18 protein-coding genes and 1 tRNA gene are annotated in these 19,377 nt (G+C 65.7%); 8 read left to right on the forward strand and 11 right to left on the reverse strand.

What is annotated here, in order from left to right:
- Window position 1: 1 nt before the first annotated feature.
- From gcvP to ACFOMH_RS07845, 4 genes are all read left to right on the forward strand, one after another.
- Window positions 2-2,839, forward strand: coding sequence for an aminomethyl-transferring glycine dehydrogenase (gcvP, locus tag ACFOMH_RS07830; protein ID WP_377743723.1), 2,838 nt, complete (start codon window positions 2-4; stop codon window positions 2,837-2,839).
- Between the two features lie 195 nt (window positions 2,840-3,034).
- Window positions 3,035-3,406 (forward strand): hypothetical protein, encoded by a 372-nt coding sequence (locus ACFOMH_RS07835; protein ID WP_374424858.1) that lies wholly within the window; start codon window positions 3,035-3,037, stop codon window positions 3,404-3,406.
- Between the two features lie 2 nt (window positions 3,407-3,408).
- Complete coding sequence (locus ACFOMH_RS07840; protein WP_377743726.1) at window positions 3,409-5,298, forward strand: pyrroloquinoline quinone-dependent dehydrogenase; 1,890 nt, start codon at window positions 3,409-3,411, stop codon at window positions 5,296-5,298.
- Window positions 5,299-5,387: 89 nt separating this feature from the next.
- Window positions 5,388-5,463, forward strand: a tRNA-Ala gene (locus tag ACFOMH_RS07845).
- Between the two features lie 266 nt (window positions 5,464-5,729).
- Here ACFOMH_RS07845 and ACFOMH_RS07850 read toward each other — a convergent pair.
- The 8 genes from ACFOMH_RS07850 to ACFOMH_RS07885 all read right to left on the reverse strand — a co-directional run bounded on the left by ACFOMH_RS07850 (window position 5,730) and on the right by ACFOMH_RS07885 (window position 13,688).
- A complete protein-coding gene (locus ACFOMH_RS07850; RefSeq protein WP_377743727.1) occupies window positions 5,730-6,716 on the reverse strand; it encodes a beta-ketoacyl-ACP synthase 3 in 987 nt (328 codons plus the stop codon).
- Window positions 6,703-7,959, reverse strand: a complete 1,257-nt coding sequence (locus ACFOMH_RS07855; protein WP_377743729.1) for an adenosylmethionine--8-amino-7-oxononanoate transaminase — start codon at window positions 7,957-7,959, stop codon at window positions 6,703-6,705. Before ACFOMH_RS07855 ends, ACFOMH_RS07850 begins: the two co-directional genes overlap by 14 nt.
- On the reverse strand, window positions 7,956-8,588 hold the full coding sequence (gene bioD / locus ACFOMH_RS07860; RefSeq protein ID WP_377743731.1) for a dethiobiotin synthase: 633 nt from the start codon (window positions 8,586-8,588) through the stop codon (window positions 7,956-7,958). Before bioD ends, ACFOMH_RS07855 begins: the two co-directional genes overlap by 4 nt.
- Window positions 8,570-9,718 carry an 8-amino-7-oxononanoate synthase gene (locus tag ACFOMH_RS07865; RefSeq protein ID WP_377743732.1) on the reverse strand — a complete coding sequence of 383 codons (1,149 nt, stop codon included), beginning with the start codon at window positions 9,716-9,718 and terminating at the stop codon, window positions 8,570-8,572. The genes bioD and ACFOMH_RS07865 overlap by 19 nt, the downstream gene beginning before the upstream one ends.
- Window positions 9,699-10,724 (reverse strand): biotin synthase BioB, encoded by a 1,026-nt coding sequence (bioB, locus tag ACFOMH_RS07870; protein ID WP_377743734.1) that lies wholly within the window; start codon window positions 10,722-10,724, stop codon window positions 9,699-9,701. Before bioB ends, ACFOMH_RS07865 begins: the two co-directional genes overlap by 20 nt.
- Window positions 10,725-10,950: 226 nt before the next feature.
- The gene (locus ACFOMH_RS07875; protein WP_377743736.1) at window positions 10,951-11,808 is read right to left on the reverse strand and encodes a DUF2189 domain-containing protein; all 858 of its coding nucleotides are present in this window, start codon (window positions 11,806-11,808) and stop codon (window positions 10,951-10,953) included.
- Between the two features lie 209 nt (window positions 11,809-12,017).
- Window positions 12,018-13,253 carry an HlyD family secretion protein gene (locus ACFOMH_RS07880; RefSeq protein WP_374424873.1) on the reverse strand — a complete coding sequence of 412 codons (1,236 nt, stop codon included), beginning with the start codon at window positions 13,251-13,253 and terminating at the stop codon, window positions 12,018-12,020.
- Window positions 13,254-13,256: 3 nt separating this feature from the next.
- The gene (locus ACFOMH_RS07885) at window positions 13,257-13,688 is read right to left on the reverse strand and encodes a hypothetical protein (RefSeq protein WP_374424875.1); all 432 of its coding nucleotides are present in this window, start codon (window positions 13,686-13,688) and stop codon (window positions 13,257-13,259) included.
- Window positions 13,689-14,089: 401 nt separating this feature from the next.
- On the opposite strand from ACFOMH_RS07885, the gene ACFOMH_RS07890 reads away from it, so the two are divergent.
- From ACFOMH_RS07890 to ACFOMH_RS07900, 3 genes are all read left to right on the forward strand, one after another.
- Window positions 14,090-14,464: a hypothetical protein gene (locus ACFOMH_RS07890; protein WP_374424876.1), complete on the forward strand. Its 375-nt coding sequence runs from the start codon at window positions 14,090-14,092 to the stop codon at window positions 14,462-14,464.
- An 11-nt stretch (window positions 14,465-14,475) separates the two neighbouring features.
- Window positions 14,476-15,027 (forward strand): VOC family protein, encoded by a 552-nt coding sequence (locus tag ACFOMH_RS07895; protein WP_374424878.1) that lies wholly within the window; start codon window positions 14,476-14,478, stop codon window positions 15,025-15,027.
- 92 nt (window positions 15,028-15,119) lie between these two features.
- Window positions 15,120-15,917, forward strand: coding sequence for a helix-turn-helix domain-containing protein (locus tag ACFOMH_RS07900; RefSeq protein WP_377743737.1), 798 nt, complete (start codon window positions 15,120-15,122; stop codon window positions 15,915-15,917).
- A gap of 25 nt (window positions 15,918-15,942) precedes the next feature.
- Here ACFOMH_RS07900 and ACFOMH_RS07905 read toward each other — a convergent pair whose 3' ends face one another.
- The 3 genes from ACFOMH_RS07905 to ACFOMH_RS07915 are packed head-to-tail and all read right to left on the reverse strand — an operon-like array spanning window position 15,943 to window position 18,790.
- Window positions 15,943-17,256 (reverse strand): TRAP transporter large permease, encoded by a 1,314-nt coding sequence (locus ACFOMH_RS07905; protein WP_377743738.1) that lies wholly within the window; start codon window positions 17,254-17,256, stop codon window positions 15,943-15,945.
- A gap of 2 nt (window positions 17,257-17,258) precedes the next feature.
- Entirely contained in the window at window positions 17,259-17,786 is a 528-nt protein-coding gene (locus ACFOMH_RS07910; protein ID WP_377743739.1) for a TRAP transporter small permease, read from the reverse strand.
- The gene (locus tag ACFOMH_RS07915; protein WP_377743741.1) at window positions 17,783-18,790 is read right to left on the reverse strand and encodes a TRAP transporter substrate-binding protein; all 1,008 of its coding nucleotides are present in this window, start codon (window positions 18,788-18,790) and stop codon (window positions 17,783-17,785) included. Before ACFOMH_RS07915 ends, ACFOMH_RS07910 begins: the two co-directional genes overlap by 4 nt.
- Before the next feature lie 126 nt (window positions 18,791-18,916).
- On the opposite strand from ACFOMH_RS07915, the gene ACFOMH_RS07920 reads away from it, so the two are divergent.
- Window positions 18,917-19,363 carry a MarR family winged helix-turn-helix transcriptional regulator gene (locus ACFOMH_RS07920; RefSeq protein ID WP_374424886.1) on the forward strand — a complete coding sequence of 149 codons (447 nt, stop codon included), beginning with the start codon at window positions 18,917-18,919 and terminating at the stop codon, window positions 19,361-19,363.
- Window positions 19,364-19,377 lie beyond the last annotated feature (14 nt).

Below are 19,377 nucleotides of genomic sequence, written 5' to 3' on the forward strand. Positions count from 1 at the left end.
AATGGCGCGCTGGAACCCTGTTGACTATAATCCCGACGATTTTGCGAACCGGCGGCATATCGGTCCGTCCCCGGCCGAAATGGCCGAGATGCTGAAGGTTGTCGGCGCCCCGGATCTTGAGGCGCTGATCGGGCAGACGGTGCCGGCGAGCATTCGTCAGGCCGAGCCGCTGGACTGGCCGGCGTTGTCGGAGGCGGCGCTTTTGGCGCGCATGCGCGAGGTGGCGAGCAGGAACAAGGTGATGACCAGCCTGATCGGGCAGGGGTATTACGGCACCGTCACGCCGCCCGCGATCCAGCGCAATATTTTGGAGAACCCCGCCTGGTATACGGCCTATACCCCCTATCAGCCCGAGATCGCCCAAGGTCGGCTTGAGGCGTTGCTGAATTATCAGACCATGGTCGCCGATCTGACCGGGCTGCCGGTGGCCAATGCGTCGCTTTTGGATGAGGCGACGGCGGCGGCCGAGGCCATGGCGATGGCGCAGCGCGTGGCCAAGTCGAAGGCCAAGGCGTTTTTCGTCAGCGCCAACCTGCATCCGCAGACCATTTCCGTCATCGAGACCCGGGCCGAGCCGCTTGGGATCGAGATCGTCCGGGGCGATATCGCCGATCTGGACCCCAAGGCGGTCTTTGGCGCGATTTTCCAGTATCCGGGCACATTCGGCCATGTCCGCGACCTGAGCGCGGAATGCGACGCGCTGCATGAGGCGGGCGCGGTTGCGGTGGTCGCGACCGATCTTTTGGCGCTTTGCGTGCTGAAAGAGCCGGGTGCGATGGGCGCCGATATCGCCGTGGGCTCGGCCCAGCGGTTCGGCGTGCCCATGGGGTATGGCGGTCCCCATGCCGGTTTCATGGCCTGCCGCGACGAGATGAAGCGCGCGATGCCGGGCCGGATCGTCGGCGTGTCCATCGACGCCAAGGGCAACAAGGCTTACCGGCTGTCCCTGCAAACCCGCGAGCAGCATATCCGCCGCGAAAAGGCGACCTCGAATGTCTGCACGGCGCAGGCGCTTTTGGCGGTCATGGCCAGTTTCTATGCCGTGTTTCATGGGCCGGTGGGGCTGCGCGCCATTGCGCAGCGGGTGCATCTGAACGCGGCGACGCTGGCCAATGCGCTGCGCGCCGCCGGGGCCGAGGTCGAGCCCGAGGCGTTTTTCGACACCATCACCGTGCGCGTCGGCGTGGGACAGGCGGGGATTCTGGCCGCCGCCCGGCAGCGCGGTATCAACCTGCGCAAGGTGGGCCGCGACCGTGTCGGCATCAGTGTCGATGAAACCACCGATGCCGGCGTGATCGCGCGCGTGCTGGACGCCTTCGGGATCAGCGAGCCGGCCGCGCCCGCCGATGCGCCCGCGATCCCCGAGAACCTGATCCGCGAGAGCGATTTCCTGACCCATCCGGTGTTCCACATGAACCGCGCGGAATCCGAGATGATGCGCTATATGCGCCGTCTGTCGGACCGCGATCTGGCGCTGGACCGGGCGATGATTCCGCTGGGATCCTGCACGATGAAGCTGAACGCCGCCGCCGAGATGATGCCGATCACCTGGCCCGAATTCGGCGCGCTGCATCCCTTTGCCCCCGAGGATCAGGCCGCCGGCTATCACGAGGTCTTTGCCGATCTGACCGACAAGCTTTGTCAGATCACCGGCTATGACGCGTTTTCGTTGCAGCCCAACAGCGGCGCACAGGGCGAATATGCGGGGCTTTTGACCATCGCCGCCTATCACAGGTCGCGGGGCGAGGATCGCGATATCTGTCTGATCCCGGTTTCCGCCCATGGCACCAACCCGGCATCCGCCCAGATGTGCGGCATGAAGGTCGTGGTGGTGAAATCGGCGCCGAACGGCGATATCGACCTTGAGGATTTCGCCGACAAGGCCGCGAAAGCGGGCGACAAGCTGGCGGCGGTGATGATCACCTATCCCAGCACGCATGGCGTGTTTGAGGACACCGTACGCGAGGTGTGCCGCATCACCCATGACCATGGCGGTCAGGTCTATATCGATGGCGCCAATATGAACGCGCTGGTCGGTCTGGTGAAACCGGGCGAGATCGGCGGCGATGTCAGCCACCTGAACCTGCACAAGACCTTTGCCATTCCGCATGGCGGCGGCGGGCCGGGCATGGGGCCGATCGGGGTCAAGGCGCATCTGGCGCCGTTCCTGCCGGCGGATCCGCGCAAGGGCGATCTGGGCGCGGTTTCGGCGGCGCCCTGGGGGTCGGCCTCGATCCTGCTGATTTCCTGGGCCTATATCCTGATGATGGGGGGCGCCGGGCTGACGCAGGCGACGCGTGTCGCGATCCTGAACGCGAACTATATCGCCAGCCGTCTGGCCGGGGCCTATCCGATCCTGTTCATGGGCAATCGTGGTCGCGTGGCGCATGAATGCATCATCGACACTCGCCCCTTTGCCGAGCATGGCGTGACCGTGGACGATATCGCCAAGCGTCTGATCGACAACGGTTTCCACGCGCCCACCATGAGCTGGCCGGTTTCCGGCACGCTGATGGTCGAGCCGACGGAATCGGAGACCAAGGCCGAGATCGACCGCCTGATCACCGCCTTTCTCGCCATCCGCGACGAGATCACCGAGGTCGCCGAGGGCCGCATTTCGCCCGAGGCCAGCCCGCTGCGCCACGCCCCCCACACGGTCGAGGATCTGGTGGCGGATTGGGATCGCGAATACTCGCGCGAACAGGGCTGTTTCCCGGCGGGTGCGTTCCGGGTGGACAAATACTGGCCCCCGGTCGGGCGCGTGGACAACGCCTATGGCGACCGCAACCTGATCTGCACCTGTCCGCCGCTGGAAAGCTATGCCGAGGCGGCCGAATAGGCCCAAATCCGACCAGAACCATCACCCGGGGCCGCAACCGAAAGGTTGCGGCCTTGCGGTTTTTTAACCCGGGTTACGCTTTCGGGGGAAACCGATCACGCAGGGCTGACGTTTGCGTGATGCGCGGCAGGGGTCGCGCCATTCCCAAACACGCCGGCGAAAACCGGGCGCGAGCAGAACAGATGGAGTGGATTCATGGTTGAAACAACCGCTTATCGGGGCCGGATCGAGCGCGCCCGAGAAGAGCTGATCGCCAATATCATGGCGGTTCCCGCCGTTCTGGGGCTGGGAATCGCGATTGCCGATTTCTTTCGGCGCGACTCGGGGATTGCCGGCACGGCGGGGGCCGGACTTGCCATCTTTGGTTGCGGCGCGCTGGTGCTGGCCGCGATCCTGATCGGGCGTTTGCGGCCGGGCGCCTTGCGCACCACCTTTGTCGTGCTGGTGCTGATCGGGGCGTTGCTGACCGCGCTGGCGGCCTGGTTTCTGGAAAGCGGCTGGGTGATGGGCGCGATGTTCGCGGTCCTGATCTGTTGGGCCGCCTTTGTCATGGCGGCGAGGTCGTGATCATGCGCATTCTGACACTTGCATCCGTTCTTGGCCTCATGGCCGCGCCGAGCCTTGCCCAGCAAGCCGACTGGACGAATTTCCACGGCAATGCGATGGCGCAGAAATATTCCGCCTCGACCCAGATCACGCCGGAAAATGTCGGCCAGCTTGAAAAGGTCTGGGAACTGCACACCGGCGACCTGTCCGATGGCAAGGGCGATATCCCCGGCACGGTCTGGTCGGCGACGCCCATCGTGGCCAATGACACGGTCTATATCGGCACGCCCTTTTATCGGGTGATCGCGGTCGAGCCGGATACCGGCAAGGTCAGGTGGAGCTATGACCCCAAGACCGAGCTCAAGGCCCTTACCCAGCCCGAGCTGAAAAATCGCGGCGTGACCTATTGGCAGGCGGCCGATGGCGCCACCGGGCCATGCAGCAAGCGCGTCTATATCGGCACCATGTCGGGGCAATTGCATGCGCTGGATGCCGATACCGGCGCGCTATGCGCCGATTTCGGCAAGGGCGGCATTCTGGACGTGAATCAGTGGAACAAGCCCGGCGCGAATTTCCCGCTGTCGCAGTTGCAGCCGCCCACGGTCTATAAGGACATGCTGCTTTTGGGTTGGGCCGGCAAGGATTGGGTGGACAGCGAAAACCCCCTGGGTTCGGTCCATGCCATCGACGCGCGCACCGGCGAATTGCGGTGGAAATTCTATAGCATTCCCGAAGGTTATCCGGGCAAGACCGGCACCGCCAATGTCTGGACCGCGATGTCGGTCGATGTGGCGAATGGTCTGGTCTATCTGCCGGTATCCTCGCCCAGCCCGGATTTCTATGGCGGCGACCGGCTGACCCGGCCAATCGAACATGCGACCTCGATCACGGCGCTGAACGGCGATACCGGACAGGTGGTCTGGTCGCGGCAATTGGTTCATCACGACATCTGGGATTATGACATCAATGCCGCACCGGCGCTGATCGATATTCCCAAGGATGGCGGCACGGTGCCCGCGCTGGTCGCGACCAGCAAGATGGGCATGGCCTTCGTGCTGAACCGTCTGACCGGAGAGCCGGTTTTCCCCATCGAGGAACGCCCCTATCCGGCCAGCGACGTGCCGGGCGAAAGCGCGTCGCCGACCCAGCCCTATCCGACGCTGCCCGCGCCCCTGACCAATGACGATTGGGGTGGGGTCTGGGGGCTGGCCGACACGGCCTCGCTGGGCTGGTGCTCGCGCGAATTCGAAAAGCTGCGCTATGAAGGGCGCTATACGCCGCCCTCGCTGCAAGGCTCGCTGGCCTTTCCGGCGACGGCGGGGGGCATGCAATGGGGCGGCGGTGCCGTCGATCCCGAAACCGGCATCTATTACATCAACAGCTCGAATGTCGTGCAGATCTATCAGCTGATCGCGCGCGGGGAATATGACCAGCTGACCAGCGGCGGCAGCGAGGCCAGCGGCGGCTTGTTCCCGATGAACGGCGCGCCCTATGGGTTCCGGCTTACGAATTTCATGAATCCGCTGGGCATGCCCTGCTGGAAGCCGCCCTTTGGTGTGATCGCCGCCATTGACCTGAAAACCGGCGAAACGCTGTGGAAGGAACCGTTTGGTCAGGTTCAGCAATGGGGCTTTTACATGCCCGAAAGCTGGGGCTCGCCGACCATTGGCGGGCCGGTGGTGACGCGCAGCGGGCTGATCTTTATCGGTGCCTCGATGGATGCGCGGGTGCGGGCGCTGGACGCGCGGACCGGCAAGGTACTGTGGAAGGCCCAGGTCGACGCGCCGGCGGTCTCGATCCCGGCGGTGTTCGATTACAAGGGGCGGCAATATGTGCTGTTCACCGCCGGCGGCAATTCGATCATCAAGCCGCAGGTCGGCGATCAGCTGGTGGCCTTTGCGCTGCCCCAGTGACCCGAATGCCGGGCGCGGCGCGCTTGCGCCGCGCCGCTGTCATCACCGCTTGACAAAGCCCGCGCGGGGGGGCAAACAGCGCGCCGTATGGGGCCGTAGCTCAGTTGGTAGAGCGCGTCGTTCGCAATGACGAGGCCAGGGGTTCGATTCCCCTCGGCTCCACCAAATCCTTTCAGATCGTTCAGGCAGCCGGTCGATATTCGCGATCGGTTCTGGCCTGTGGTTTCGGTCAATCCGGCCCGAATGGGATATTTGCGATGCCATGGGCGGTTCTGTGGCGTCTTGGCCCGGGTGTTTCGTCGATACTGATCCGTGGTTTCATGGCGGATGGGCTTTGGCGCGTTCACGCCCCCGGGCCGCCATGGCCGAGGGGGGGCAGACGCCGATCGCCCGCTTTTCCGATCCCGGCGCGGCCTTTCGCGCGGTCGCTGTCATGGCCGATGCTGCCAGACGGCCGCGCCCCAGATCGTGCCGGCGCCGAACGCGCTTAGCAGCACCGGGCCGCCGGGCAGGGCCGGTTCCCGGCCCATGCGCAGCGACAGCGCAAGCGGCATGGTCGCGGCCGAGGAATTGCCGTATTGCGCCAGCGCCCCCAGCCATTCGACGCCCCCAAGCCCCAGATTGGCGCCGACCTTGTCGATGATGCGGGCATTGGCCTGATGCGGCAGCCAGGCCATGAGATCGGCGGCGGCGATCCCGGCCTCGGCCAGCGCCTGGCTGGCGGAACGGGTCATGCCCTCGACCGCGGCGGCAAAGACCTTGCGGCCATCCCGCATCGCCATGCGCAGCCCGCCTTTGCCCGGCGCATCAAACGGCAGGCGCGAGCCGCCGCGCGGGATGCCGATCAGATCGTACCCCGCCCCGTCCGAGCGCAGCACGGCCGAACGCAGCCCCTCGGCCGGATTGGACGAGGGTCGCAACAGAACGGCCCCCGCGCCATCGGCAAAAAGCACGCGGCTTGCGGTTTCGGCGGGATCGATCCGGCGGCTCAGCAGGTTGGCGGCGATCACCAGCACCGACTGTCCCGTCATCCGCGCATGGCCCGCGCCCAGCACCAGCGCATGCAGAAAACCGGCGCAGGCCCCCGCCAGATCGACCGCGCCACAGCTCAGGCCTAGCCGATGCGCGACGAGCGGCGCGGTCGGCGGCAACAGGTGGTCCGGCGTCGAAGTCGCCAGCAAAAGCAGCCCCACCTCGCCCGGGTCCACCCCGCTCAGCGCCATCGCCCCGGCCGGAATGGCAAGATCGCTCAGCGCCTGATCGGGGGCGGCGTAATGGCGGGCCTCGATCCCGCTGCGGGCGCGGATCCAGCCGGCGGGCAGGGCCAGCTCTGCCTCGATCTCGGCATTGGGGACCCGGCGTTCGGGCACATGATGCCCGAAACCGGCCCAGGCCACGCCGCGCTCAGCCAAAGGCATCGCCCGCCTCGGCCAGCGCCTCGTGACAGCGGCGCAATTCGGCCGCCGTGCTGCAATAGGGCGGCAAAAGATAGACGGTCTGGCCGATTGGCCGGATCAGCAGGTCGCGGCTTTGAAAGAAATTCATCAGATCCGGGGTGATGTCCGCCGTATAGCCGGCATCCGTGCTGCCGATTTCGGCGGCAAGGATGGTGCCGAGGCTGCGCAGGTTGCAAAGCCCCCTGGCCCCGGCCAGCGCCCCGACGGCCGCGGCCTGAATCGCTGTGATCGCGTCGATCCGCTGTTGCACCGGCTCGTCGGCCCAGATGGCCAGATTGGCCTCGGCCGCCGCGCAGGCGATCGGATTGGCGGTATAGGACGAGGAATGGAAAAAGGTCCGCCGCCGGTCCGTCGACCAATGCGCACGAAAGATTTCCTCATTGCAGAGCGTCACCGCAAGCGGCAGATGCCCGCCGGTGATCCCCTTGGACAGGCACAGGATATCGGGGCGCACCTCGGCATGGTCGCAGGCCAGGAAACGCCCGGTGCGGCCCCAGCCGGTCATCACCTCGTCGGCGATCAAAAGCACGCCGTGCCGGGCGCAGATCGCCGCCATCTCGGCCAGGATCGCGGGCGTGTAAAAGCGCATTCCGCCCGCGCCCAGGGCCAGCGGCTCGATCAGCAGCGCGGCGGCATCCGGTTGCGCGGCCAGGACCTCAAGCCGGTCGAGCGTCGCCTGTTCAGCGCCCGGGGCCGGAAAGGGCAGCCGGTCGACGGCATAAAGAAGCGGCTCATATGGCTGGGTAAAGGCGCCGCCTTCGCCCGCCGACATGGTGCCGACCGTATCCCCGTGATAGCCGTGCTGCATGACGATGACGCGGTGGCGGCTTTCGCCACGGTGGTGAAAATGGCCAAGCGCCATCTTCAGCGCCACCTCGACCGAGGTCGAGCCGGAATCGCTGAAAAAGACCCGGGTCAGGTTGTCGGGCACGCGCGCAAGCAGGGCGGCGGCAAAGCGTTCGGCCGGCTCGTGGCTGTAGCCGGCGAAAATGACCTGATCCAGCACGCCGGCCTGCGCCCGGATCGCCTCGACGATGCGGGGGTGGCAATGGCCATGCGTCACCACCCACCACGAGGAAATCGCATCAAAGATCCGCGCGCCATCCGTCGCGGTCAGCCAGCCCCCCGCGCCCGAGGCGATCCGGCGCATCTGGGGAAAGATCGCGTGCTGTGTGAAAGGGTGCCAGATCGGCGAGGATGTCATCGGTCAGCTCCGTCAGGCAGGTCGAAAACCCCGGCCGGAAAGGCGGCATCAAAGGCCGTTCGCAGGGTTTCGGGGGTAAGGGTCGCGAGCCGGGGCAGGCGGCCGAGATGGCGGACCCCGCCGATGCGGGCAATGGTCGTTTCGACCTCGGGTTCCGGATCGCCGATAAAGGCCACGCCCAGCACCGGGATCCCCCGCGCCGCCAGCGCCATCAGCGAAAGCAGGCTGTGATTGATCGTGCCAAGGCTGGTGCGGGCGCACAGGATCACCGGCGCCCGCCAGCGCGCGAACAGATCCAGCATCGTGGCATCGTCGTTCAGCGGCACCATAAGCCCGCCTGCGCCCTCGACCACTAGCGGGCGCAGCGCGGGCAGGATCAGGCCGGTCTCGTCGATCCGGCGCCCCTCTGCCGCCGCGGCGATATGCGGCGAGGCGGGCAGGCGAAACACCGCCGCCTCGGGTAGGGTCGGGCGCCCGGTCAGGCGTGCCACCGTCTGGCGGTCGGTTTCGCCCTCAAGCCCGGACTGGATCGGCTTCCAATAGGTCGCATTCAGGCGCGCGGTCAGGCCCGCCGCGAAAACGGTCTTGCCGATATCGGTATCGGCTCCGGTCACGATGATGGCGGGCATCGGCGCACCTCTTGCAGCAATGGGTCAAGCGCCGCGATCAGCGTATCCAGCGCCTCGGCCGGGGTGTTCAGCGTCAGCGACAGGCGCAGCCGCTCGGCGCCCTTTGGTACGGTGGGCGAGCGGATCGGCCGCAGGTCGAAACCCCGCGCCTGAACCCGCCCCGCAAGCGCCAGACAGGCGGCATCGCCCGCGACCGGGATCGGCTGGATCTGACTGCCCGAGGGCGCGAGGTCCAGCCGTCGCAACAGGCCCGGCAGGCGGTCGATCCGGTCCCGCAGCGCGGCGCGGCGGGCGGCAAGCTCATCCCCGGCCATCAACACACCGCGCAGTACCTCGGCCAGCAGGGGCGAGGGCGCGGTGGAATAGACAAAGCTGCGGGCGCGGTTGATCAGGGTCTGGATCACCGGCGCGGCGGCGCAGATCAGTGCCCCCTGCACGCCAAGCGCCTTGCCACAGGTGTGCAGGGTGACCACCCGTTCGTTTCCCGCGATGCTGGCGGAAAACCCCCGGCCTTGCGGACCCCAGACACCTGTCGCATGGGCCTCGTCCACCACAAGAAAACCGTCGCATTCCTGCGCCAGATCGTGGAAATCGGCCAGCGGCGCGCGGTCGCCATCCATGGAATAAAGGCTTTCCACGGCCAGCCAGACCTGTCCCGTTCCGCCTGTCTTTCGCCAAGCGCGGATCTCTGTGCGGGCGGCCTGAACGTCGTTATGGGCAAAGCTGCGGCTTTCGGCGGCGCCAAGCCGCATTCCGTCGCGGCTTGAGGCATGGATCAGCGCGTCATGCAGCACAAGGTCGCGTTGCGCCGGCAGGCCCGCGAAAAGGCCAAGATTGGCCGCAAAGCCCGAGCCGAAATAAAGCGCCGCCGCACTGCCGAAATGCGCGGCGGCGGTGTCTTCGAGCCGGGCAAAGGCGTCGTGATTGCCGCGCAGCAGGCGGGCGGCCCCGGCGCCGGGCGGCACGCCCCGCCGCAGCGCCGCAACCGCCAGATCACGCACCAGATCCGAGCCGGCAAGCCCCAGATAGTCGTTGGAGGCAAAGTCCAGCCCGGTGATCGGCTGCAGGCTGCGCCGGCGCTGTCGTTGATCCAATGCGCCCAAAAGGCGCTCAAACGGGGCCAGCGTCATCGTGACCCGCATGCGCATCCACGGCCTCGGGGCGCAGACCCAGCCGGTCGAACAGCGCCCGGTCGTGATCGGCCTCGGGGTTGCCGGCGGTCAGAAGCTTGTCGCCCATAAAGATCGAATTGGCCCCGGCAAAGAAGCACATCGCCTGTAGCTCGTCGCTCATCGCGGTGCGGCCGGCCGAAAGCCGCAGCACCGAACGCGGCATCAGGATGCGACCCAGCGCGATCAGCCGGACCAGCGCGATCGGATCCACCGGCTCGGCCTTGGCCAGCGGCGTGCCGGCCTGTGGCATCAACAGGTTGATCGGGACGCTGTCCGGCGGTTCGGGCAATTGCGCCAGCGTCAACAGCATCGCGACCCGGTCGGCAATGGCCTCGCCCATGCCGAGGATGCCGCCGGAACAGACCTTTATCCCCGCTTCGCGCACCCGCGCCAGCGTCTCGATCCGGTCGCCAAAGGTCCGGCTGCCGATCACCTCGGGATAGAATGCCTCGGACGTGTCGATATTGTGGTTATAGTAATCCAGCCCCGCCGCGCTTAGCCGCCGGGCCTGTTCGGTGCTGAGCATGCCAAGCGTCATGCAGGATTCCAGCCCCAGATCGCGGACGCCGCGGATCATCGCCTCAAGCACCGGCAGGTCGCGATCCTTGGGTTCGCGCCAGGCGGCGCCCATGCAATAGCGCGTCGCCCCGGCCGCCTTGGCCTTGCGCGCCTCGGCCAGCACGCGCTCGACCTCCATCAGCTTTGAGGCCGGAAGCTGCGCGCCGTTGCGCGCCGACTGGCCGCAATAGGCGCAATCCTCGGGGCAGCCGCCGGTCTTGATCGATAAAAGCTGGCTCAGCTGGATGCGGTTGGGGTCGAAATGGGCGCGATGGACCGTATGGGCGCGGTGCAGCAGATCCATGAACGGCATATTATAGATAGAAAGCGCGGCGGCCAGATCGGTTTCCGCCCGATCCGGTGCGGCAATGGCGTCTTTCAGAGCCGTTTCCTGTGCGATTTGCATCCGCCCCCCTGTATTATCTATGAAAATGCCGAAACCTGCTGCGGATGCTTGGCAGATTCGCCGGAATACGGCAAACAAATTTTGCGATCAGGAAAAATTATCTATTATTTTGGATGGTCGCCACCTGTGCCCGACCATGGGACATCCGCCGCGCTGCGCAGGTCGTCAGCCCGTTTCGCGCGAGCTGGCGGATAACGGTTTGCGATGGCCAAGCGCTCTGGGTCGGCTAGGTCACCGCTCGGCGATACAGATGCCATGTCGCATGGCCAAGGATCGGCAAAACGACGATAAGCCCGACAAAGAGCGGGATCGTCCCCAGAAACAGCGCCAAGGCCACGATCAACCCCCAAAGCGCGGTCGTTCCGGGGTTCCGGCGCGCGACCGCGCATGATGTCGCCAGCGCCACGGGCACGCCGACCGGGCGGTCGATCAGCATCGGAAAGGACACCAGACTGACGCAAAGCACCACGGCCGCAAAGACAAAGCCCGTGCCCATTCCGACGACAATCATCGTCCAGCCGGCGCCGGTGGTGAAGGTGTCGCGCAGAAAGGCCGAGATGCCGTCATGCGGCACGGGGCCAAGCGTCGCGGCCCAGATCGCATGCGCAACGAAAAGCCAGAGCACGAAAATCGCCATGAGCAACAGGCCAAGCATCAGCACCGGCCCAAGGATCCGCCCCCGCAGCGTGGACAGCGCCGCCCACCAATCCGTGTCCTCGCCCCGTTCGCGGCGTCGGCTCATCTCGTAAAGACCGATTGCCGCGACCGGCCCGACCAGCGGAAATCCGGCGATCAGCGGGAAAAGCAGATGCACCTGTCCGGCATGAAAGGCCCAGACCGCAAGCACGAAGCCGATGACGGGATAAAGCGCCATCGCCGTGATCACATCCGAGCGAAGCGCCAGAAAATCGTCGGCCCCGTTGCGCAGCGACGCGCGGATATCGGCCATGCCGATCCGGTTGACCACGGGCCTTGCGGTGTCATGGCTGCTGATTCCATCCACCGCCGCCCCGACGCCACGGCCGATCCCGGCCAGGTTCTGCGCGCTCCAGCTAAGTGGATTTCCAATTGTTTCTCGGGGCATGGCTGCATCCTCCCTGTGCGGAGGGCCCGGGTCCGGGCGAGGCATCCGCCCGCGAAAGCGCCGAACCGTCCTCGGGCGAGAGCATATCAGATATGGCCGGAAATTGCACCTTCGGGATCAAGGGATCCATGGCGCGCGGGGGGCATGCGGCATTCCGCGACCCGCCGGGTTCAGGGCGGGCGCGCGCGACGGCGCCCCCGCCCCTGTCGTCAATGGCCGCCCGAAAAGACCAGCGTCTTGAACGGCATCATCGCCACCTGAATCCGCAACAGCATCGCATGCACCAGCCCAAGCGCATCGACCGCATGCAGCGCAAGGCCCCGGCCCGTCGAGGTGTTCGGGTCCGCGATCTCGTCGTGATGGTTGGAATAGAGGTTCGCCATGCATTGGCTGCCCGGCACGATATCGTCGAAGCCCCCGGCATAAAGCGGTTCGAGATAGACCAGAACCGTACCGTCGCGGCGGACGTCGCTGACATCGACAAGCCGTTCGCCGCCGCCGAACTGGCCCGAGGCGATATAGTTCTGTTTGTCGTTGACCACGACCGGAATGACCCGCCAGGGCGTGGTGTTGCAAGACACCTCGCCGATCATGCCCACCTTGATGACCGGCGCCGAGATCTGGCCGAAACCGGCCTGAATCGAGCTGCGGCCGGCCTCGTCGGGGATCAGGATCCCGGCCGAGCGCAGGATCGGGCTGACGACATCGCCGGGGCGCAGGGCGAATTGCTCGACCCGGCCCGAGACGCCGGCGCGGATGGTCGATTTCTCGATCTCGATTTCGGCCTGGCGCAACGCGGCCTCGGCCGTGGCCTTTTGCGCCGGCAAAAGCGTATCCAGACGCTGTTGGGCCGCATCGCGCGCGGCCTGTGCCGCCGCAAGGGCGCCCTGGGCTGCGGTTTCGCTGACCTGAAGGGTTTCCAGATCGCGGCGCGCGACGGCGCTCGAGCCGCTTTGAACCAGATTGCGCTTGATGCGCAGATCGTCCTGAACCTGTTGCAGCGTGGCCTGTGCCTCGGCGACCTTGCCATCCGCGGCGGTCACATCGGCGGCGGCGACGACCATCGCGGCATCGGCTTCGGCGATGCGCTTGCGCTGGGTCTCGACCGCCGCTTCCTGACGCGAGGTGTCAAGACGGAACAGCGGATCGCCGGCTTTGACCGTGTCGCTCACGCCCAGATAGACCTCGGCGACGCGGCCATTGGCGTCGGCGATGATCGGGATGGTGCGGAACTGAACGGCGACGGCGGTCGATGACGGGTGATAATAGAAAACCACCGTGATCAGCGCGACGGTCAGAATGAAACAGCCGGTGATGCCATAGCGCAGCTGATACCAGACCGAGAAAAAGGTGATCTCCTTGCCGAGCCGCCTTCCCTGGACATAGCGGCGGAACAGATAATCGGGCAGGATGGTGATCAGCGAACAGAGAATGACTTCCAGCATGGCTTAGTGCTCCGTCCCGGTGGTCATGTCGGCCGCTGCGGGCGCGGGTGCTTCGGGCGCGGTGGCGGGCCTGTTGCCCGGCGTCCGGTCGCCACGGGACAGCACCCGCTCAAGCGTGTCCGAAATGCGGGTCAGGGGCGTCACCAGATCGGGCAGATCGATAAAGGCCAGGATCAGCGCGATCCCCCATAGCAGGTTGTTATGGGTGAAAAGCGCCAGCAGGCACAGGATCGCCACCACCTCGAATTGCAGCTTCTGACCCTTGTGGGCGACGCGTTCGGGCAGGCTGTGCAGCCACAGGAAGGTGACGCCCAGAAGGAACACCACAAACAAGAGAAAGATACCGATCCCGACAAGCAGACCATCGGTCTGTCCGGGCGCGGTGATAAAGGGTGGCAGGTGGTGGGTTGCCAGTGGATTGATCTGATCTGTCATGGTTCGCGCTTTCTAACGGACAGAAATACCGGGAAACGAAAGTTTACGGGCCAATGGATTGGCCGACTAAAAGCGATGCGCGGAAATCATTCGCCGCGCAAGCCCGCTCGAGAGGGCTTGCACGCCCCGCCGCGCGCTTTTTCGCCGGTTCGCTTTTTCCGTGCCGCATGGCGGGGATCGCGGGCCGCAACCCGAGGGGGCAAAGGGGCGGGGCGCCGCATCCGACCCTTGTCCGATTCGCCATGCGCCGGGACCGTCCCGGACAGGGCGCGGGCACCGGTTTCGGAACGCCCGGACCCCGCGTCGGCATCGGTGGCGGGTGCGCGCCATTACCTGCGAGGTAATCGATTCACCGACCGATTCGGCGTCAGATCGTTTCATCAACGAACCGGAGAACGATCATGACACTGAACAAGATCCTTGCTTTCGATGCCCTGACCTGTGCCCTGATGGGGGCCTTGCTTATCCTCTTTGCGCCGGCGCTTGCGGCGTGGTTGGGGCTGCCGCGGGACCTGTTGTTTTACGCCGGCTGGCTGCTGATCCCGGTCGCGCTGTTCATGGCATTGCTGGCGCGTGGGACGCCGCCCTGGATGGGCGGGGTCTGGCTGGTCATTCTTGGCAATGCGGGCTGGGTTCTGGCCAGCCTTGCGATCCTGCCGGTCACGGGGCCCAACCTGCTGGGCGCGGGTTTCGTGCTGGTTCAGGCGGGTGTCGTCGCCTGTTTCACCATGGCCGAGCTGGGCGCCGCGCGGCGCTTTGCGGGGGTCGCCAGATGATATGGGCGGGCATGACCGCCGCCCCGTTCCGCCGCATGTGCTGCGCAGCCTGTCTTGCCGCGACGATCACGCTTGATGCGGCGGAACCCGTCCGGGGCCAGCCCCCGCCGCCCGCCGAAAACGGAGCAGAACAGATGAAAATTCGCGATCTCTATCCACTGATCACGACGCCGCTTCTGGCTGAGACCCGCGACTTTTATGTCAGGCATTTCGGCTTTCAGGTGGGGTTCGAGGCAAGCTGGTTTCTCTATCTCATCGGGCCGGGTGAGGAGGGCGCGCGGGGGGCGGTGCTGGCCTTCATGCATCCCGACCATCCCTCTGATCCGCCCGGACCGGAACGCTTTGACGGCCGGGGGATGATCCTGACGGTCGAGGTCGGCGACGCGGCCGCCGCCTTTCGGCGCCTTGGCGATGGCGGCGCGCCGATCCTTTACCCGCTGACGGATGAGGCATGGGGCCAACGGCGTTTCATGACGCGCGATCCGGCCGGCGTCATGGTCGATGTGGTGGAACAGATCGCGCCGGCCGCAGGTTTCTGGGAACCCTACATGATTCGGAACTGAACTTGCGGCATGATCGACCGGGTGCGGCGGCACGGCGCCGGCCGCATCCGGTCCCCGTTCGGGGCGTAGGACAGGACAAGGGGGCATCGCGAATGGCACCGCAGGACATGGCCAGCATCGGGGATCATCTGCGCGCATGGCGGGAACGGAACCGGCTGAGCCAGCTTCATTGCGCGCTTGAGGCCGATATATCCCAGCGGCATCTGAGCTTTCTGGAAACCGGGCGGTCGCGGCCAAGTCGCGATATGATCATCCACCTGGCGGACCGGCTGAACATCCCGCTGCGCGACCGCAATGCCGCCTTGCTGGCGGCGGGTTTCGCGCCCGCCTATTCCGAACGCGGCCTCGACGACCCCGAGATGAAGGCCGCCCGCGCCGCGCTGGAAACCATTCTGGCGGGGCATGAGCCCTATCCCGCGCTGGCCATCGACCGGCATTGGCAGATGCTTCACGCCAATGCGGCCATTGGCCCGCTTTTATCGGGGGTGGGGAATGCGGAGCTGTTGCGGCCCCCGGTCAATGTGCTGCGGCTGAGTTTGCATCCCCAGGGGCTTGCCCCCGGGATCGAAAATCTGGGCGAATGGCGGGCGCATCTGTTGCATCGGCTCGGCCGACAGATCGCGGCGACGCAGGACGAGGTGCTGATCGAGCTGCGCCGCGAATTGCTGGGCTATGGGGCGGTGCCGGGGCCGGATGAGGGCGCGGCTTCCGTGGGGGTGTTCGTGCCGCTGCGGCTGAAAACGCCGGACGGGGTTCTGTCCTTTATCTCGACGACCACGGTTTTCGGCACGCCTCGGGATGTGCTGCTTTCCGAACTCGCCATCGAGGCGTTCTTTCCCGCCGATCCCCAGACGGCGCAGCATCTGAAAGGTGCGCTTCGGGCCGGTTAGGGGCCGGTGCCCCGGCCCCCCTGGCCTAATGCGCGGCGTTGAACATGGTGTCGGGCAAGAGCGTCGCGATCTGTGGAAAGGCAATCAGCAACAGAACCGCCACGATCATCGCCAGCCAAAAGGGGATCACCCCCGCAAATACGGTTTCAAGCCGCACATCGCGGGCGATGGTCGAGACGACAAAGCAATTGACCCCGACCGGCGGGCTGATCAGCCCCATTTCCAGCACGATCACCATGATCACGCCAAACCAGATCGGGTCATAGCCCAGCCCCAGCACCAGCGGATAAACGATGGGCAGGGTGATCACCATCAGCGACAGCCCCTCGATCACCATGCCCAGCACTGCATAGGCCAGAATGATCAGCATGAGCGTCCCCGTCGGCCCCAGAGGCAGGGCGTCGAACCGGCCCGCCACCACCGCCGGAAGCCCCGAAAGCGCGATGAAGGGGGCGAATACGCTGGCCCCGATCAGGATCAGGAAACACATCCCCGTGGTGCGCAGGGTGTCGCGGATCACATGCGATATGACCGCGCCCGTCATCCTGCGCCGCAAGACCAGCATCAGAAAGGCAAAGCCCGCGCCGACGCCCGCGGCCTCGACCGGGGTGAAGATGCCGCCATAAATGCCGCCGATGGTCAAAAGCACGATGGTGGTGATCCCCGCCGCCCGCCGCGTGGCGCGCCAGCGCTCGGCCCAGCCGGATGGCGGCGTGGCCGGCCCCTCGGCCGGGCGCAGGGTGACGATGACCGCGATGGCCACCAGAAACAGCCCGGTCAGCATCAGCCCCGGCAGGATCCCCGCGATGAACAGCCGGCCGATGGATTGCTCGGTCAGCGTGGCGTAAAGCACAAAGCCGGTCGATGGCGGGATCAGGATGCCCAAAGTGCCGCCCGCCGCGATGGTCCCCGTCGACAGCCTTTCGCCATAGCCAAAGCGGCGCATATTGGGATAGGCCACCCGCCCCATGGTCACGGCCGAGGCGATCGAGGATCCCGAAAGCGCCGCGAAGCCCGCGCAGCCCAGCACCGTCGCCCCCGCCAGCCCGCCGCGCAGATGCCCGATCCAGCGATGCGCGACCTCGTAAAGATCGCGGCTCAGCCCCGATGCCGAGGCAAGGTTGCCCATCAGGATGAACAGCGGCAGCACCGACAATTCGTAATAGGATGCCGTCGCGAAAGCCTGTCCCGACAGGGTATAGGCCGCCGCCGACCAGCCTGTCATGGCAATCGTGCCCGCAATCCCCGCCACCAGCAGCGCAAGTCCGACCGGCACGCCCATGGCCATCAACCCGAACAGCCCCGCGAACCCCATGAGCCCGATGAACGCCCCGCTCACCGTTAGCGCCCCGGGCAAAGGGTCAGCACCGCGAAAAGCAGCGCCGAAACGACAAAGGACACCGCCAGACACCAGTAAAAGGGGCCAAAGGGGATTTGCAGCAGCATGGTCGTTTCTCCGAAAAGGGCGGCCTCGCGGGCATTGACCGCACAGCGCCAGGCCAGAAGCGCCAGCACCAGCGCGCAGATCAGATTGACCAGCCGCGCCACGATCCGCCGCGCGCCATGGGGCAGGCGGCGGGTGATGATGTCGATGGCAATGGCGCGCCCGGCATGGATGCAGAGCGGAATCGCCGCCGCGACCACCAGCACCAGCAGCACCTGGATCATGTCGTTGGCGCCCCGGATCGGCCGGTTGGCAAAGGACCGCAACAGCGCGTCCGACACCGTGAGCACCGCCAGCGCCACCAGCGCCGCGCCCCCCAACAGCTCAAGCAGCCGCGCCGCCCATCGCTCGGCCGCCCCGCCGGCAAGGCGATCCCCGGCCTCTTCGTCGGCCTTGTCCGCATCGGTCATGTCCGCATCGGTCATGGCGCGGCCTGATCCTTGATCCGAAAGCGGTCGACAAAGGCCTTGCCGTCAAAGCCGTGCTCGGTGCCCTGCGCGGTCAGAAAGCGTTCGACCGGCGCCTGCATCGCGGCGGTGAATTCGCCAAGATTGGCATCGTCCAGCGTGATCATCTCGACATTCGAGGCCTTCAGCGCCGCCATGCCCTCGTCGCCGGCGCGCTGAAACGCCTGTGCCGCCTCGATCGACAGCTTTTCGCCGGTTTCCTGCGTCAGCACCGCCTGCTGCGCCGGGCTGAGACGATCCCAGGACGCCTTGTTCATGATCAGCGAAAAGGTCGACAGCGCGCCGGGAATGTTCACCGTGGCATATCTGGTGATTTCGTTCAGCTTGTAGGACCCGACGGCCGATGCGTCGATCAGCAGCGCGTCGACGATCCCGGTGCTGAGCGCGTTATAGGTTTCGGTCGCGGGCAGCGATACCGGTATCCCGCCCCATGCCTCGATGATCGAGCCGGATACCGGGTCGGGGATGCGCACCTTCATCCCCCTGAGGTCGGCCAGCGAACGCACCGGCTTGTCGCGGGTCAACAGCATCGAGGGGTTGTTGGTCCAAAAGGCCAGCAGGCGCACCTCGGAAAAATCCTCGTCCAGCGCGCCGATCTGTGACCAGATGCGGGTCGTCGCCTCCTGGGGCGAGGTGAAAAGCCCCGGCACATGCAAGAGCACCGAGCGCTTGAATTGCGCCGGCGTATATTGCGGCAGGTTAAAGGCGATATCGGCAATGCCCGTGACCGCGCGGCGATATTGTTGATTGGCCCCCGCGCCCAGTTCCCCGCCGGGATAAACCTTGATGGTCAGATCGCCGCCCGAAGCCGCCGCCACCCGTTCGGCCAATGGCGTCATCACAAAACGATCCATCGGATGCTGTGGCGACATGAAATGCGCCAGCTTGAGTTCGTCGGCCCGGACTGGCATCGAACATGTCAGCAATGTGGCGACGGCACCCGCCAGTATTTTGCGAAGCATTGGTTTCCTCCCCTTGGTGGCCATGCCCAGCAGATCGCCAGATGGCGGCAAAATTTGATTACCCATGGCAATCAGATGATTGACATGGTTAACCATCTAGTCAAGTCTGTTTCGAAAGGCAGAAAGATGCGAAATTATGATCTTCACTCGCGGCTTGGTTATCGGGTCTCGCGCCTGTCGCGGACCATGCAGGCGCGGCTTGATCGCTGTATTTCGAAATACGGGATCACGCGGCTGATGTGGTGCGTGCTGACGGGCGTCGGCTATGACGGCGTGACCAACCCGTCCGAGCTGGCCGATTATATCGGGATCACCCGGCCGGCGACCTCGCGGTTGCTGCGCACGATGGAAACCCGGGGCCTGCTGGAACGGTCCTATGGCGGCAATGACGGCCGCATGATCGAGGTGCGGCTCAGCGCGCGCGGGGCCGAGGTCCTGGCGCTGGCGCGCAAGGGCGTCGATGCCGTGAACGATCATTTCACCGCCAAGCTGACGCCCGAAGAGATGCAGCAGTTCCTGAATGCTGTCGAAAAGCTGACCGCCGACGAAAACGAGCAATTGACCAATCTATGAACCCATCCACAGAT

Origin of the sequence: Paracoccus mangrovi (assembly GCF_042648425.1) — a bacterium.
In the GTDB taxonomy this organism is placed as follows: Bacteria; Pseudomonadota; Alphaproteobacteria; order Rhodobacterales; family Rhodobacteraceae; genus Paracoccus; species Paracoccus mangrovi.